Genomic DNA, 17,826 nt, shown 5'->3' with positions numbered 1-17,826 from the left:
TTGGCGTTGGAGTGCCGGCTTTAGCCGGCTAAAGCCGGCACTCCAGCGTGTGCCCTCCGGCTTTTCAGACAGCTTCTTAGGTCTTTAAGCAATCACAAGGGGGACAAAGATACGATGTAGCTCTGATGGCTGCTGTTGATCTGCTCGTACCACGATGATTGTGTAGCTGCGCGTGGTAGTGCCATCAGACGCGGTTACGAATAGCGTGATGCGATTTGCCCCCACCACAAGTTCGATTGGCACTGTAGGATCGAAGGGGTTGCCATTGAGGGTAATCATCGCATCGGGCTGCATCGCGCTGGCTGACATCGTCACGCTGCTGACGCTATACTCAACCGCCGCCGTGTAGCTCGTCGTCGCGGGCGCAAAGTTGGGGCTGAGTGTGACGCTGCTCAGTGCAAGGTTGCTCAGGCTGGCATCGTTGCTGGAAGGTGTTGGGGTGTGGGTGGGGGTGGGGGTGGGGGTGTGAGTGTGGGTTGCCGTCGGCGTGGCGGTCGCCGAGGGCGTGTGGGTCGCCGTCGGCGTGTGGGTTGCCGTCGGCGTAGCGGTCGCCGTCGGCGTAGCGGTCGCCGTCGACGTAGCGGTCGCCGTCGACGTAGCGGTCGCCGTCGGCGTAGCGGTCGCCGAAGGCGTGTGGGTCGCCGTGGGCGTGGCGGTCGCCGAAGGCGTGTGGGTCGCCGTGGGCGTGTGGGTCGCCGTGGGCGTGTGGGTTGCCGTGGGCGTGTGGGTTGCCGTCGGCGTAGCGGTCGCCGTCGGCGTAGCGGTCGCCGTGGGCGTATGGGTTGCCGTCGGCGTGGCGGTCGCCGTGGGCGTAGCGGTCGCCGTGGGCGTGTGGGTGGCCGCATCACGCGACACCACGATGGTATAGGTGCGCGTCGTGCTACCATCGGGCGCGGTAACTACGAGCGAGATCGTATTGCTACCCACCGCAAGTGGCAATGCCGTTGCCGCATCGAATGGGCTGCCATTGAGCGTGATGCTTGCTTCAGTTTGACTCGCGCTGGCCGACACCGTCACGCTGCTGACGCTATGCTCCACCGCTGCCGCATAGCTTGTCGTCGCGGGTGCAAAACTGGGGCTGAGCGAGCCACTGCTCAACGCGAGGCTGCTCAGGCTCGCGTCACCACTCAAATCCAACGGTTGCCCCGTGAGCGTCATGTTATCGAAGCGGTTATTGCCACTATCTCCAGCGGCGTTCGTACCACCAAAGGTAATCCGCACTGCAAACTCGGGGTTATGATTTGCACCAGCAATAGCCGAGAAATCGAACGCTACGAGTTGGTAGGTTTGAAGTGGTACCACTACCGGCATCCCAAAGTTCAGCCACGGGCCCGCCTCACTCAAACGGTAGGCGAGTTGCTGCGTCTGGGCACCATTATTGGTACGTGTGGTAACAAAGCGCAACACGAGATCGCTATAGCCCGTTGTTGGCAACTGCAACTCAAGCTGACGGGTGTCCGACGGATTGCGTACACGCAGCGCTCGTCCGGCGGGAAACGCTAGTTGAGCATTGAGGTTGTCATCATTCTCACCAGCAGCAACATTGACGCGATCCAGATAGCCTGCGCCGCCACCGGGGTAGGTGATCTGCGCTCCAGTGAGCAGGGCATAGTCAGCGGGCAGCGGATCGTTCAACGTACCGGAGGGAAGATCATTAAAGTGCCAGTAGTGGATCAGGGTCGCCTCGGGCAGCGGCTCAAAGAGCGCGGTGAGCATCGGCGTAGAACCAGGCAGCAGGCTAAGCGTACTACTCGTCTCTGCCGGAAGCTCCTGCCAGCCGATGAAGCGATGGCCCGGCAGCGGAATAGCAGTCACCTCCACCGCAATACCGGGGAAGTAGTACCCTTGCCAGGGGAAGGGTTGCAGCGGATTGGGCAGGTTGGGTGTATCACTGTTCAATCTCAAGGAGTTGATCTGCAGGTAGCCATGGTTAACATCCGAGACATTGAAATTCATCGCAATACGGTAATCAACGCCAAATTGGGCGCGCACATGGCTTTCGAGGTGTGGTGGACGATCATTGCCAAAATTGATCACTGCCGTAGCATCGGGGTGGTAGAGATCACGCCAGCGAGCATGATGTTCAGTGAAGTAGGGCGAGATTTCGCCCCGCATCGTGGCCAGCAACGCCTGCACATGGCTGGGTTGGAAGGTGGTATTGAGGTGATCGGCCATCGTATTGAGGAACTGGTCACGGAAGATGGGGTTATCGAGCAGACGCCGGAGCATCAGCGTCGCCCAATTCTGGCCATATGCGCCATGCATCGCCCAATCGAGCGTGTTATGGTTGGATCGGTCTTCAAATTGACTAAAGCCAAAATCGAGATCAAACAAGATCCAGCGCCAGCGCCCATCGTGTTCAGGTGGTGCCCCTGGCGAGGTGTCTGGCGTAATTTTGCGCCAGTAGCGCAGATTATTGTGGGGCCAATCAGTATTGGCGATATAGATCTGGCCAACGTTGTAGCGAATGAAATTATCAATATCCATGCGCTCGGCAACATAGGCAAAGTGAACAGGATCGGCCATATCGTTATCACGAATGTAGTCGCGTAGCGCGATAAAATCGAGGCGATCCTGCTCACGTCCTTCCTCCAGGTTGGAGTGACCATCGAGCAGGGCAATCTCGTCCGGATCGATCAGGTAATGGGAGGCGAGCATAAAGCGATCAATACGCTCACGGATATTGATCAACCCCCAAAATTCGCCATTAATGAACTGAATGGCTGGCTGGTAGGCTTGATGATCGAGATTCAGTGGGCGCAGCAGCGTCGTGATAAAACCATCGCGGATGCGCGACTGATTGTAGTCATTACCCGAATTGCGTAGCAGAATGCGCTGGAAGGAGGTAATGGGCTGCTGATTGACCCGATTGGTGAGGCCCGGAAAGAGCGGGTAGTTGATCACACCCGGCGGATCATAGCCGCTCCGCGCATAGAGCCGGATTGTCTTTTGGGGTGCGGTGCGTGTCCAACCGCCGTGCAGCCGCCAACCGAGATTCTGGCTAAAGACCCGCCCCTCATCAGGGCTAAAGAGTTCCATGTGGGCTGGAAATTCATAGGTATTACCCCTGCGCGAGTAGTTGCCTCCACTGCCACCACCCGCTTCAGCGCCTGGGTTGGCACGCCGCCAATCGTCAAAATCGCGGCCAGCCACATAGATGCCCTGCTCATAATCAAACAGATCGGCCTCTTCCAGCGCCAGCGAGACCACCGGCAATTGGTAGCGGCTCGCCCCTTCGGGTGTAACAAAGTAGGTATGCGTGGTAATTGGGCTATGCAGCGCATCAGCACGCACCGCAATGGCCCGCACCAGCGTGCCCTTGAAGGTTGGGCCAGTAGGCGTGAACCAAGGTTGCCTATGGTAGGTGGTTGCCCGTCCGGTAATGCGATCAGGTTCTGCCGCCCGATCCACAATCGGCAAGGCCGTCGTGTAGGTGAAGGTCTGCACACTTGCGGTGAGCAACTCATTGTAGGGGGCGCTATCGGGATCATCGCCGGGTTGTTCGGCGTAGCGCTGCTTATACTGATAGGTGCGCCCCAACAGATTGGCCGGATCGGGCCGTGAACCATCAAGGGTATAGTAGATGGTCACCTCAGGATCAGCATGGCTAATCGTCAGATCGAACCCATCCGTATAAAAACCACCACTATGAGAAAATTGCGGTGGTGTAAGGATCGCACTATAGCTTGGTGTACTATTGCTGGCACCTGGCGTAGGCTCAGCAAAAAAGCGCCAAACTCCGGTACCATCAGGGCTACGGCCATAGGCCACATCACGGGCCAAACTCACCGCATCCACACTATCAAGGAGCGTCCCATCAGGATGGGTCAGCAAAAGCGGATCACCAGCAGCACTTATCGAGAAGTTGGTATGCAGCTCACCCAACGGATCGCGCCGATCCTTGCCCGAAGCCCAGACCAGCAGAAAACCATTGGGCGGCAAGGTCACTGCCGGGAAGGTCCAGCGCAACGGGCGAGTGGGATCATCCGAAAGCCCCAAGCCCTCCAGATTGAGCGTCGTGCTGCCATAATTATGCAGCTCGATCCAATCCTCAAAATCACCATCAGCATCAGCAATTGTCGAACCGTTGGAAGCAACAAACTCGTTGATGACAAGGTTTGCAAACAGTTCAGGATTGGCACGAAGAGGGTGGGGCGTGAGTGTGGCAAGAACGAAAAGGATTAGGGCGAGAATGAGACAAATGGTGCGGTAGTTTCCTGAACGGAGGGTACGACTATCGTTAGGCATAGCGTCTTCTCCATGAACTACCAAAAGAATTTGATACTTCGTAGTATAGCATGCCACCGGCTGATGGTCTTCGAGTACACACCCGATCCCACATTGTTACCAAACGCATGACTGTGCTATACTGCACGCGAACACCTCATAGCATTTATGATTGCAGATTGCAGATTGTAGATTGCAGATTGTGGATTGTAGATTGTAGATTGTAGATTGCCGAACATAGCGTCCCAATAGGCGTTAGAAGCTGTCTGAAAAGCCAGTGGGCACACGCTGGAGTGCCGGCTTTAGCCGGCTAAAGCCGGCACTCCAATACCAGTCCATAGACTTTTCAGACAGCCTCTTAGCGTTTTTGATACTGCGGCATGTTCAAGGGTCATTGGTATAACCACAGTAACACGAGGAGTGTATGGCCGCCAGAGGCAGCAATAAGACAACCGGGGGCCGGAAGCCTGCAACCAAGCCGCGTGCCCCGAAACGCACAACCCAGGCGAACCCTCGCCCCGCTCTGTTGCGCCCTGAACATCAGCGCGATCTCTTTGCCCTGAGTCTGATTACGATTGCTCTGGTGACGATTATCTTCTTTGCGACGGGTGTCGCTGGGGGGATTGGGGCCTTGTATGTTGCGGTGGTGCGTCAAGCCTTTGGGGCTGGCGCACTGGTGGTGCCCATAACCCTGGGGTTGCTCGGTTTGGCTATCCTTATCCAAGAGCAGTTCCACGATTCGCAACTGAGCGCGGCCAATGTGGTTGGCACCTTGTTGATCATTACGTCAATCTTGGGGCTGCTTGAGCTACCAATCTACCCGTTGGCGCTCGATCTGCGCACCGATGAGGGCGGCGGTTGGTTTGGTTTTTGGCTGATTCAGCTCTCTAATCAGGCGATTGGCCTGCCTGCAACGACGTTGGTGCTGGTGGTGCTGGGGCTGGCCGGGGTTTTGTTGACCTTCAACCTTACGCTGCGCGAGCTGCTCATTGGCCTAGCGCAGCGTAGCGCCAGTTTCTGGGCGATGCTCTGGGGCGGGCCGCGCCATCCCCGTGCGCCGCGCGCAACCTTGGCTGATGCCGATCTGCCCTTTACCCCGCCGCCCCAAGGTGAGGATCTGGTGCCAACGCCTATTGCGGCCCGCCCAACCCGCGCCAGCCTCTTTCAACGCCCCGGGAAGTCCTCGGACGCGCCTGCCCCTAAGCCAGAGCCTGCCGAAGCAGCAGCAGCCAAGCCTAGTGCAAAAAGTGGCGCTGCACAACCTAAAGCTGCGCCAGCAAAGGCAAAGGCTCAAGCCCAACCACCCGAGCAAGCCAAAGCTGCTGAAGCAACGCCTGAGGTGGAACAAGAAGAGCTTGAAGGCTTTGCCCTTACCCAAGTCCATCGCGCCTGGCCCCTGCCACCGCTCGACATGCTCGAGCAGACCTCCTCCGATGGGCGCATGGGCGATCCCGACATCCGCTCGCTTTCGCGCACGATTGAAGATACGCTCGCCAGCTTTAAGGTTGAAGCCCAGGTGGTCAATGTCAACCCCGGCCCGGCGGTTACCCAGTTTGAAGTGCAGCCCGCCGTGGGCGTGAAGGTGAGTAAGATTACGTCGCTTGAAAAGGACTTGGCACTGGCCCTCGCCGCCTCATCAATCCGCATCGAAGCGCCCATTCCGGGCAAATCGGCGGTGGGCATCGAGATTCCCAACTCCTCTATTTCGGTTGTGGGCCTGCGCGAGGTGGTTGATAGCGAAGAGTTTGAGTTGAGCAAAGGGCGCATGAAGCTGCCGCTCGGCAAAGATATTAGTGGCAACCCCGTTGTGGCCGATATGACGCGCATGCCCCACCTGCTCGTCGCAGGGGCCACCGGCTCCGGTAAATCGGTCGCGGTCAATGCCTTCCTCTGCGGCCTGCTGCTGCGCCATACGCCCGACGAACTCAAAATGATCCTCATTGACCCCAAGATGGTCGAGATGATTGTCTATAACCAGATCCCCCACCTGCTCTCGCCGGTGGTCACCGAACTTGAACGGGTGGTGCCCACGCTCAAGTGGGCCACCCGCGAGATGGAGCGGCGCTATAAGATTTTTGCGCGTCACGGTGTTCGCAACCTCGATAGCTACAAGCAACTGGCACGCAAACGGGCCGACCTCGAGCCGATGCCCTATATTCTGATTGTGATTGATGAGTTGGCTGATCTGATGATGATGGCCCCCGATGAGGTTGAGACCCACATCTGCCGTTTGGCCCAAATGGCCCGCGCTACGGGTATTCACCTGATCATTGCGACCCAACGCCCCTCGGTGGATGTCATTACTGGGCTGATCAAGGCCAATTTCCCCTCACGCATCGCCTTTGCGGTGACTTCGCAAGTAGATAGCCGCGTGATCCTTGATGTTCACGGGGCCGACCAGTTGCTCGGACGGGGCGATATGCTCTATATGGCTGCCGATGCGGCCAAGTTGGTGCGCATCCAGGGCACCTTTGTCTCGGATCGTGAAGTGGAGAAGCTGGTTGCGTTCTGGCGGCAAGCCACGCCGCCCGACGCGACGCCTAGTGGCAGCAAGGATTCCAAGGCGGCCCAACAGCCCGGTGGCAGCTTGGGCATGCATGGCCCGCCCTTCAGTGGCGCACTGCCCGGCCCAGCGCCAAGTGAGGCCAACTCCAAGCCCAAGAGCGCTAGCCCCCCGCCTCCCGCCGACGAAACATTCCGCCCGCCCGCCGAGTTTCTCTCCGCCGACGAGCAGGATGCCTTGCTGCCCCAAGCCATAGACCTTGTGCAGCAGCACCAACGCGCCTCCGCATCACTGCTGCAACGCCGCCTGCGTATCGGCTACAGCAAAGCCTCACAACTCATCGATCTGCTTGAGCAGCAGGGCATCGTCGGGCCACCAGAAGGCGGACGCTCGCGTGAGGTGTTGCGTCGGCAATGAATTGCAGATTGTAGATTGTAGATTTTGTAGATTGTAGATTGTAGAACATGGCGTCCCAATGGGCGTTAGCGTTCTTGGTGATGCGGTATATTCAAGGGTAATTGGCCTACTTCCTACTTCCTACTTCCTACTTCCTACTTCCTGCTTCCTACTTCCTACTTCCTACTTCCTGCTTCCTACTTCCTACTTCCTGCTTCCTACTTCCTACTTCCTACTTCCTACTTCCTACTTCCTACTTCCTGCTTCCTACTTCCTACTTCCTACCCTCCTCCATCCGCGCCAACTCCTCGGCAACCACGCGCTCATCAAGCTTCTTAAAGAGCGGCTTGGGTTCGCGTAGTGCCTGGCCCACTGGCAGATCGGCGATAGCCCAGGTACCGACCCAACTCTCATAGTCGCCGGTAAGCACGCGATGGCTCATGCCGTGCGCTTCGGTATACGCTTGGAAATTGAGCGGGCCAGCTAGGTAGCCCTCATAGCCCAAGTATTCGTGCAACTGCTGGCAACTGAAGGGTAAGAAGGGAGTAAGGAGGATGCGCAGGTTGGCTACACAACGCAACGCCACATACCAGATGGTCGCACCACGTTCACGATCCTGCTTCAGCACCTTCCACGGCTCTTGATCGCTGAGGTAGGTATTGACCTGAGCAGCAAGGCGCATCGTCTCGGTGAGGGCCGCTTTGAAGCGTGCGGCTTCGAGCAGTTCGCCACAGCTTGCGAAGCCCCCCTCAACCTCTGCCAGCAGCGCCTCATCGTTGGGCTGAAGCGGGCCGGGCGTAGGGACGGCAGCAAAATTCTTGTAGACATTGGTGAGCGTGCGGTTGACCAAGTTGCCCCATGTAGCCACCAGTTCATCATTATTGCGCCGCACAAATTCAGACCAGGTGAAATCGGTATCCTGATTCTCTGGGCCAGCAATGGTCAAGAAGTAGCGCAGCGGATCGGGATCGTAACGGCTGAGGAAGTCGTTGACGTAGATCACCACCCCACGGCTACTGCTAAATTTTTTGCCCTCCATGGTCAGAAACTCACTGCTCACCACATTGTAGGGCAGTTGCAGCGGAATCTCAGCAAAGGCCCCAATCGCACTACCGGCATACTGGCCATCGCTAAAAACGCCCATAAGCTGTGAGGGCCAGATGACCGTATGGAAGACAATGTTATCTTTGCCCATGAAGTAGAAGTGTTGGGCCTGGCGATTCTGCCACCAATCGCGCCAAGCTTCAGGGGTACCACGGTTGTTGGCCCACTCGATGCTCGCCGAAAGGTAGCCAATCACCGCATCGAACCAGACATAGATGCGCTTATCATCACGCTGCTCATACTCAGGCAGCGGAATCGGCACGCCCCAGTCAAGGTCGCGCGTAATCGGGCGCGGCTTCAACTCTTTGATAAAATTGAGCGAAAAACTGCGTACATTGGGACGCCAGTGTTCCTGTTTGTTAATCCATTGACGCAGACGTTCAGCAAAGGCAGGCAGATCCAGAAAGAAGTGTTCCGTCTCACGAAAGACCGGAGGTTGACCATCAATCTTCGAGCGCGGATTGAGCAGATCAGCCGGATCGAGCTGATGGCCGCAGTTATCACACTGATCGCCACGGGCCTCGTGGTAACCACAGATAGGACAGGTGCCCTCAATATAGCGATCGGGCAAGGTACGCCCCGTCGTCGCCGAAAAGGCCCCCATCGTCTCTTGACGAATGATATAGCCCTTCTCATAGAGCGTCCGAAAGACATCCTGGGTCACCTGATAATGATTGAGCGTCGTCGTCCGCGTAAAGGTATCGTAGCTCAAGCCAAGGTTATAGAGGTCGTCGCCAATCACCTGATTGTAGCGATCAACCACTTGGCGGGGGGTCAAACCCTCATTATCGGCAGCGATGGTAATCGGGGTACCGTGTTCATCGGTACCAGAGACCATCAAGACATAGTTGCCTTTCAAGCGATGGTAGCGCGCAAAGATGTCGGAGGGTACACCAAAACCGGCCACATGACCAATATGACGTGGCCCATTTGCATAGGGCCATGCAACCGCTACGAGGATATGTTTAGGCATGCGTGCAACCTTAGGATACCAGAGATCGGATACGATAGCCGATTATACCACAGTGGGGCGGGGCGGGGCTTTCAGGTATCGCGTTTTTAAGGTTTTTTTGCGTTCCTTTGCGCTCTTTTGCGGCAACGAGCATATGTTCTTTCCGCTACGTTCTTTTGGCTATTGGCCTATCGCTCTTTCGGCTATCGGCCTTTCCGCTAGACCCCATGGTGTTGGGCTATCTTCGCAACCAGTGCGGCGGCGCTGTTGCTTTCGGTCGCGGGCACCGGGAAACTGATGCGCTCCACATGGGAGTAGCGCTGCCCAATCCCGGCGACGCTGGATGCTTTGATGGTGACCGTAATCCGCCGGGGCTGCTCAGGATTGTCGAGGCTGATCGCGGTCAGATTGGTGCCCGGCCCGGCCCATGCGTGCAGTTGACGCCCAATGTAGATGCCGTTCAGCGTGATGTAGGCCGCTCCAGCTTGAGGTGGCTGCGTGTAACGCCAGAAGAGCAACCCCAAACGGTAGAGCAGAAAACCCCAGATGATCAGGCCAGTGTAACCAAGAAAATAGCCATACTCCGCTCTGGTAACAAAGAGAAAAAAGCCGGGTAATAGTAAGATCAGTAAGGCCATGAACAAGGTATTCTGTTCGTATTGTTGCAGATCTTTATTAAGATAGGTGCGCCACTCGTGGGGCGCATAGCGCCAGTGGACAAGCAGGTTGTGACCGTTTATGATGGCATCAATCTGTTGCGCTTGGTAAAAACTGTAGATGGTGATCATGGTGGTAAAGAGGCAGACCACCAGGCCAATGATCAACAGATCCTCTTGCCAAGCGTTCAAACGCAACTCAAAGACCCAGACGGCGCCAGCGAGCAGCCAGCCGATGCTGGTGATAGCGGCGTAGCCGTAGGCGTGCAGGCGGCGTGGATTGGGTTTCTGCATAGCGCTATAGGTTCTCCTTATACCATTGCAGATTGTAGATTGCAGATTGCCGAACATGGCGTCCCAATGGGTTTTAGCGTTCTTGATGATGCGGCATGTTCAAGGGTAATTGGTGTGACGAGTGACGAGTAGAGTATGCCGCATAGCGATGCGTTCTGACGTGATCAGTTATGCGGATTGTTCAAGAGTAGTTGGGGTTATGCTTTATCTTCCAGAATCACCGCTTACGAATGCATCGATCTGGGCGGCGCTTGAGCCATTGGGCTTCATAGGGACGCTGGCGTGCCACACGCAGGTGGCGTCCACCATGGATCTGGCGCGCACGTTGGTGCAGCAGCAACCCGCAGCGCCCCTGCCTGGCCTCATTGTGGCCGATGAGCAGACGGCGGGACGCGGGCGGCAGGGACGGCCATGGCTGGCTCCGCCCGGCACGGCGTTGCTCTTCTCGCTGGCGCTGCGCCCCACATGGATGCCCCCGCAACAGGGCGTCGCCCTCGTCTGGATGCTGGCGGTCGCCCTGAGTGAAGCGGTGGAAGCAGTAAGCCCTTTGCGCCCGGCCCTCAAGTGGCCCAATGATCTGCTCGTGGCAACCAATCTGTCCAAAGAAGATACGCAAAACTCAGCGCATAGGTTTCCAGCCAATTGGGCCAAAACGGCGGGCATCCTGCTCGACGTACAACTCAGTGCTGAACGGATCGAATGGGCCATCCTGGGCTGTGGGGTCAACCTACGGGCCGCCCCGCCCCCCGAAGCAACACCCTATCCTACCACGAGCCTCGCCGCAGCCGGGGCCATGGTCGAACGCTTGCCCCTGCTTACCGCCTTGGTCGCACGGCTCGCCTTCTGGTACGAGCAACTCGCAAACGGCGCAGCCAATACCCTCTTTCTGGCATGGCGCTCGCGCCTCATTACTTTAGGCCAACCTGTGAGCATCATCACAGCCAACGGCACCCTCGTCGGCTACGCGACCGATGTCACCCCCAATGGCAGCCTTGTCGTGCGCGATCAAGCCGGTAGCCTGCATACGATCGCAAGTGGCGATGTGGGTTGAAGCATGTCGCCAAATGGTCTACCATAGAGCTACTCCAAGGAGCGACCAATGCCCAATCTGCGCATCATCTATATCTATCTCATCCTGCTGCTCACGCTCATATTCACCACTGTTCCACCGCCCACCCACGCAGCGCCACGCATGCCTGAAACGGGCCAGGTGGCCTATCTGGAACGGGGCGATATTATCCTGCTCGATCTCGCCAGCCAGACCACCTCGCGCCTCACTGATGATGGTAGCATCCAGCAGTTTGCCTGGGCGCCTGATGGTACGCGCATTGCCTATAGTTCAAACGCCTTCAGCGAGGGCGACATCTTTCTGCTTGATCTGAACAATGCGACAACCCAGCAAATCACCCGTTCGCCCGAAAAGGAATACCTGCCAGCCTTTACGCCCAATGGCGTCTTGACCTTTGTGCGGGAAGAGGCGATCGTCTTTGATCGCCCCATGCCTGGGCCGCCGCAGCATGTTATCGCGCTTGATGCCAATGGTGCCGAGCGCCTACGTTATACGCTTGAGGGTGGCTATCTCAACGACCTGAGTTGGGCAACGGAAGATCGCATGGCCCTTGCGGTAACCTTTTGCTGCGATGCCAGTTTTAACGTGTGGGTGATTGATCTTGTCACCCAAGAGGTGGATTTTATCAGAGACTACTTTGCATGTTTTGCACTGATCAACACTGGCCAATGGCTCAACCCCAACACGCTTGTGTTTGCTGCTCGTGTGAACTGTTACGAAGAGACTCCAAGTGAGTATTACGATGGTAATGGAATTTACATCCTGACAAGCGGATCACGTCCCCAGCAGATCTACGCCGATATAGACCCCGACCACACCTTTAGTATCTATGAACTCAGCATTGATCCCACCAACGACTGGCTAATCTTCAGCCGTTCAGCCTTTGATAGCCCAACCGTCCTCTGGACGATGCCAAGCAGTGGCGGCGAACCAGAACCACTTGTGGTACATTCACAACCTGGCGGTATGAACCCCAGATGGCGACCAGCGGTAGCACCGAGTATGCCAACGCATGAACCACCGCCCCCGTCGCCAGTCATCGCCCCCCCGACCGAAGTGCCACCCCCGCCGCCGATCATTGATCCCCCGGCGGAGGTGCCGCCCGAAGCGCCGCCGCCCGAAGCGCCCCCCGCACAACCAGTCATCCCCGCGCCCGCAGAACCACCCGCATCAGCCTCCGTCCCCCCCGCCGAACCAGCCCAAGCGCAGCAAGATGCACCCCGCACCCAGGGTTTCAATCTGATCCTCTTGCTCCTCATCATGGCCCTATTCTTGGGCAGTGCCTTCCTGATCGCCTTTGGCGGCGTACTGCTCTGGCTCCGGCAACGAGGGTGAGGGGAGAGGAAGGAAGCTTGCCTATGTTCTAGCTTCTACGTTACTATTTTCTGCCTTAATACCCCCCCTTTCACCATGTCCAACCAGATTGACGAAATCCGCGACAAACTAGATATTGCTGACCTGATCAGCTCCATGGGCGTTAACCTGCGTAAAACCGGGCGCAGCTTTGTGGGCTTTTGTCCATTTCACCCCAATTCGCGCACGCCCGCCTTTACGGTCTATCCCGATACGCAGAGTTTCTACTGTTTTGGCTGCCATGCTGCGGGGACGGCCTTTGATTTTGTGATGCGTAAGCAGGGTATTGATTTTCGCACGGCGTTGGAGTTGCTGGCTGCACGGGCAGGGGTGCAGCTCAAGCCGCGCAGTGAGGCGGCGCGTCAAGAGGATGCGCGTCGCACGCGCCTGCTGGAGCTTACGGCGCTGGCGGCGAAGGTCTTTCACCATCTGCTGGTGGCAACGGCAAAAGGGGCCGAGGCGCGGGCCTATGTGGAGCAGCGTCAGATCAATGCGACAACGGTTGAGACCTTTCAGTTGGGCTATAGCGCCGATGAGTGGGGCCAACTTTTTACCTATTTGAGCGAAAAGAAGGGTTTTGCCCCAGAGGAGATTGAGGCGGCAGGTTTGGCCATTCGCCACGAGAGTGGGCGCTACTATGATCGCTTTCGCGGGCGCTTGATCTTTCCCATCCGCAATGCAAAGGGTGAGGTGGTGGGCTTTGGGGGCCGCGCATTGGGCGATGGGCAGCCCAAGTATCTCAATACACCCGAAACTTTGCTCTACAAAAAGGGTGAACTGCTCTACGGGCTCGATCTGGCGCGTGAGGCTATTCGGGCAGAAGATCGCACCGTGGTGGTTGAGGGCTATATTGATGTAATCAGCGCCCATCAGCATGGCTTTCGCAATGTGGTGGCCCCTTTGGGCACTGCGCTTACCAAGGCCCACGCGAACCTGCTGAAGCGCCTTTCACACAATGTCTTTTTGGCCCTTGATGCCGATGCAGCCGGGCAGCGAGCCACGCTCAAGGGCTTGCATGCGCTACGCGAAAGCAGCGGCCAGGATGGCGCAATGGTGCCAACGGCGCAGGGCGTGTTGCGCCTTGAGAGCGATGTGGCACTCCGCATCATTCAGATGCCCGAAGGCCGCGATCCCGATGATGTCATCCGCGCCGATCCTGAGCATTGGCAACGCCTAGTACACCAAGCTGTGCCGGTCATGGAGTTCTACCTAGTGGCTTACACCGCCGGGCTCGATCTGAGCCAGCCAGAGGCGCAACGGCGTGCCTTGGAGCGTCTGTTGCCGCTCCTGCAAGAGCTAAATGGCGCACAACAGCGTGTCTATGTCTCGCGCATCGAGCAGGTGATCGGCATTCGTGCCGAATTGATCATTGACCTCCTGCGTGGCGGTTCGTCTGGTGCTAAGGGCAGCGGCAAGAAACCGTGGTCAAGCGGGCGACGGGGCCAAACGGGGCCAACGCGCCCCTCCCCGACCCTCCAGGTACCAGTTGATGCCCCTCCGCCCAGCGACGATGATGCGCCCCACCCCGCCGAGAGCGGCTATGAACCTGAGCCTGAGGCTGAGGCCGATGCTGCACCCAAGCTGCGCCTCCCGCCGCGCAGCGATGAGGGCTATCTGCTCGGTTTGGCGCTGCGCCACCCCACGGTTGATGCAGCCATCGAAGCCTTCCTCGAAGAGGGGCTAGCCAAGCACCCACTAATGCGCGAACGCTTTGGCGGCGGCATCGAAGACCTACTCGATCAACCAGTCCACCAAGCCCTCTGGCGGCAGATTGCAACCCTACCGATTGAAGAGCGGCCCACCCAGCAAGAAGCTCTCTTGGCCTGGATTGAAGCGCTCGACGAACCCCTGCGCGACCTGGCGCAGCAACTCATCACCATGAGCATCCGCCCTGACAATTTTCGCTACCGCCAAGAGGCCGAAAACTGTGCCCGTAAACTACGGGTCGAACAGGTCAAACAACACCTTGCCCATCTCTACTGGCGTGCCCGCACTACCGATGATGAACAAGAATCTTTAACAATAGCCCTCACCCTCACCCGTGTCAATAGCTACCTCTCGTCTTTGCAAACCCCACGGCGGATTAGCACCTTTCCAGACCTACGCAACACCTTGGGGGTTGAATGAGGTGATTGCAAAGTCATCCTGATTGTCCACAGATTAGGCAGATGACGCAGATTATTGCTTCCGCTTGACAGACCGTTGGCGCGACAAGTTGCGGCCCTCGCAAGCCTCTATCGCCTGCGGTTTTAAGGGTGAAAAGAACATGTTTTCATTGCCGCAAAAGAGCGCAAAGGAACGCAACAAAACCGCGTTGCCTGCGCCCCTCGCCCACAACGTGGGCGAGGGGTAGGGGGTGAGGGCCATCCTGGGCATCCCAAAGCCTCAGCCCTATTTCCTATTTCCTGTATCCTTCCCTAATGGGGGTGAGGGCCAAAGAGCGCATCACCATCAAAAATCCGTAGTACCTGCGAACCATGTCTTAGGGAAACAGAAATTGTTACGTACCCCAGCAGCCTGTCATGCTGAATAGTACATATTCGCAGGCATTGTAGTGCCGACTTTAGTCGGCTGAGGTCTTTGGCTGCACTGGGAGCCGACTAAAGTCGGCACTACCTACGGCGCAAACAGGAACGTTCCTACGAACCTTCGCTCAGGGTGGCAAAGCAACGGGGCAATCAACAACATCCGCTTCCCTTATACCAATTACCCTTGAACATGCCGCATTATCAAGAATGCGAACGCCCATTGTGATGCCATGTTCGGCAATCTGCAATCTGCAATCTGCAATCTACAATCGTAAATGGTATTACCCCGGAAAGGGCGTAGCAGCGGCCCGTCCATGCCCGCCTGCGCGGTGATCTTATCCTTCCCCGGAAAGGGCGTAGCAGCGGCCCGTCCATGCCCGCCTGCGCGGTGATCTCTGGGGTGGGCCGCTGCTACGCCCCTACATTGCATTACGATGGGATGCCATGCGTTTTCCATGTATCACTCGCTCCTCTCGTCACTCGCCACTCATCACTCGCCACTCCCCCCCCACGGGAGCATGACAGACGACCCGCAACCCGTTGAGGTTGATGCGGTAGCGCGGGAAGTTGATGACGCGGTACGCCCCGCGCACGAACTTTTGTTCGCTGTTCCACGCCCCACCGCGCAGTATCCGTCCCTCCTCACCCGCTAGGTATGCCTCCGCCCACTCATCCTCAAACTGGTAGGGGTAGCCTTTGCCCAACTTGGTCGCACACCACTCCCAAACGTTGCCCGCCATGTCGAGGAGGCCATAGGAACTCACCCCGTTGGGGTAGTGGCCGACAGGGGTAGTCTTACCGATACCAGCCTCCTTGCTGTTGCAGCGCCCCGCCTCCCATGCGTCACCCCAGGGCCAGATACGTCCGTCGGGGCCACGCGCCGCCTTCTCCCACTCGGCTTCGGTGGGCAGACGGAACTCGTGGCCAGTCTGGACACTTAGCCAGCGGCAGTAAGCCACCGCCTCGAACCAACTCACGCCAACCACCGGCTGCTCATCGCCATTCCACTTGGCCTCTGCCCAACACTCCGGCTGATTCACCTGCACTTCCTCCCGCCACGCCCAGCCCGCCTCCGTCCAGTAGGCATGGTTGGTGTAGCCGTCGCCCGCCACGAAGGGCCGGAACTGCGCGTTGGTGATCGGCGTTCTGCCGATCCAATAGTCGGGCAGGGTGAGGGTATGTTGGAGTTTTTCGTTGCTCTTAGCTAGTTTGTCCGCGCTCTCAGCTAGTTTGTCCGCAGCGCTGCTGCCCATCAGAAAGGGGCCGGCGGGGATGTGGATGAGGGGTGGGATGAGGCGGGAGGCGGGAGGCGGGAGCACTGCGACCCCTAGCCAGCCACCAAACTCCTCGGCCAACAGCAGATTGCGCGCCGCCCAATGCTCACCCGTCTGCTTCGCAAGGCCGATCAACTCCAAGCGCGCCATGTCGTCATCAAGGCGCGTGAAGCGCGGCGGGTCACTGATCAGTCGCCGTGCCGCATCAAGCAAGCCAGATTCGCGCAGGTCGCTACGAATGCGGCGTAGCAACGTATCGCCCTGGCGTACACGGGTCTCTGCTGCCAGCACCGCCGCTTCTGTGAGCGACTGGCCCCGCTGTTGGTACTCCAGCAGCAGCGCCCCGAGGCGTTGGGTCAGGTAGGGATGGCCCGCGACGCGGCTGTAGACGGCATGGCCCATGCCGGTTGCGAGGACCGCATCAAGGCCCGCCGCAACCAGCCCGTCGGCGATGAGGGCTACCGCTTCGTCTTGGCCCAAGTCGCTCAGGTAGTGGTCTACACAGACGCTGTGCAGCGAAGAGGCTTCAGAGACGATGAGGTCGTAGAGTTCGCTGCCCCCACTGAAGATGACGAGGAGCTTGCGCAGGGCGTGGATGGTGTGTCGTGCATCGAAGATCGAGCGCAAAGCATGCGCGAGCGCCTCGCGGGTGGTTGCAGGCAGTGCGCCCCACTCGTCGAGGATGAGCACGAGGCGCGACACACACTCTTCGGCGAGCGCCTGGCTCAAGAAGCGGTGCAATCCTGGGCCATCGGCTACTCCTCGCGGATCGGGTGCAAACGGCACGTTCTCAGCGATGCGCTTAGCCACAAAGGCGAAGGCTTGCGTCGCATTGGCCCCCTTGATAATCTGCAAATCCAGGCGGCAGACCGGCATCGCTGGGCGGAGCGCGGTCTCCAAGCGCAACAGCAGGCTGGTCTTGCCATTCTGCCGCCCGCCATAAAGCGCAATGTAGGCGGTCACCTCAGCGTGGCAACGCTGCACGAGCCACGCGAGGTCGTCCTGTCGTCCGCGAAAGAGCGGGCTATCGGGCGCCAGGGAGGTGGTGGAGAAGGGGGTCATACCATTTACGATTGTAGATTGCAGATTGCAGATTGCAGATTGCCGGACATGGCGTCTCAATGGGTGTTAGCGTTCTTGATCATGCAGTATGTTCAAGGGTAATTGGTATCATACCATTACCGCAGTAGGGTTGTGTGCTGTTGCTAGTATAGCATGTGGGGATGCGGGGAGGCGGGGAGGCGGGGAGGCGGGGACGTGGGGACGCATGGACGCATGGACGCATGGACGCATGGACGCATGGAGATGCGCTCTTTAACCCTCACCCCCATTAGGGAAGCAGAAATTTTCAAGTATCCCAGCAGCCTGTCATGCTGAATAGTCCATGGGCGGGCATCGTAGTGCCGACTTTAGTCGGCTGAGGTCTTTGGCAGCGATGGGAAGCCGACTAACGTCGGCACTACCTACGGC

General features: G+C 58.1%; 8 protein-coding genes. 4 read left to right on the top strand and 4 right to left on the bottom strand.

Going from position 1 to position 17,826, the window contains the following annotated elements; genetic code table 11:
* Positions 1-84: 84 nt before the first annotated feature.
* Positions 85-4,248 (bottom strand): CotH kinase family protein, encoded by a 4,164-nt coding sequence (locus CJ255_RS17270; RefSeq protein ID WP_097645346.1) that lies wholly within the window; start codon positions 4,246-4,248, stop codon positions 85-87.
* Between the two features lie 403 nt (positions 4,249-4,651).
* Here CJ255_RS17270 and CJ255_RS17265 point away from each other — a divergent pair, with 403 nt between their 5' ends.
* Positions 4,652-7,147, top strand: coding sequence for an FtsK/SpoIIIE family DNA translocase (locus CJ255_RS17265; RefSeq protein ID WP_097645345.1), 2,496 nt, complete (start codon positions 4,652-4,654; stop codon positions 7,145-7,147).
* Positions 7,148-7,400: 253 nt separating this feature from the next.
* Here CJ255_RS17265 and metG read toward each other — a convergent pair whose 3' ends face one another.
* Both metG and CJ255_RS17250 read right to left on the bottom strand, forming a co-directional pair.
* Positions 7,401-9,203: a methionine--tRNA ligase gene (gene metG, locus CJ255_RS17255; protein WP_097645343.1), complete on the bottom strand. Its 1,803-nt coding sequence runs from the start codon at positions 9,201-9,203 to the stop codon at positions 7,401-7,403.
* 197 nt (positions 9,204-9,400) lie between these two features.
* The gene (locus tag CJ255_RS17250; RefSeq protein WP_097645342.1) at positions 9,401-10,132 is read right to left on the bottom strand and encodes a hypothetical protein; all 732 of its coding nucleotides are present in this window, start codon (positions 10,130-10,132) and stop codon (positions 9,401-9,403) included.
* A 199-nt stretch (positions 10,133-10,331) separates the two neighbouring features.
* On the opposite strand from CJ255_RS17250, the gene CJ255_RS17245 reads away from it, so the two are divergent.
* The 3 genes from CJ255_RS17245 to dnaG all read left to right on the top strand — a co-directional run bounded on the left by CJ255_RS17245 (position 10,332) and on the right by dnaG (position 14,681).
* Positions 10,332-11,183, top strand: a complete 852-nt coding sequence (locus CJ255_RS17245; protein WP_097645341.1) for a biotin--[acetyl-CoA-carboxylase] ligase — start codon at positions 10,332-10,334, stop codon at positions 11,181-11,183.
* Between the two features lie 48 nt (positions 11,184-11,231).
* Positions 11,232-12,536, top strand: coding sequence for a DPP IV N-terminal domain-containing protein (locus CJ255_RS24725; protein WP_097645340.1), 1,305 nt, complete (start codon positions 11,232-11,234; stop codon positions 12,534-12,536).
* 75 nt (positions 12,537-12,611) lie between these two features.
* Positions 12,612-14,681 carry a DNA primase gene (dnaG, locus tag CJ255_RS17235; RefSeq protein ID WP_097645339.1) on the top strand — a complete coding sequence of 690 codons (2,070 nt, stop codon included), beginning with the start codon at positions 12,612-12,614 and terminating at the stop codon, positions 14,679-14,681.
* Positions 14,682-15,558: 877 nt separating this feature from the next.
* Here dnaG and CJ255_RS17220 read toward each other — a convergent pair.
* A complete protein-coding gene (locus CJ255_RS17220) occupies positions 15,559-17,478 on the bottom strand; it encodes a formylglycine-generating enzyme family protein (protein ID WP_124681989.1) in 1,920 nt (639 codons plus the stop codon).
* Between the last annotated feature and the right edge of the window lie 348 nt (positions 17,479-17,826).

It is taken from the genome of Candidatus Viridilinea mediisalina (genome assembly GCF_002532535.1).
Taxonomy (GTDB): domain Bacteria; phylum Chloroflexota; class Chloroflexia; order Chloroflexales; family Chloroflexaceae; genus Viridilinea; species Viridilinea mediisalina.
The sequence above is the reverse complement of the archived record's forward strand: the minus strand, read 5'-3'. Positions and strand labels throughout refer to the sequence as shown.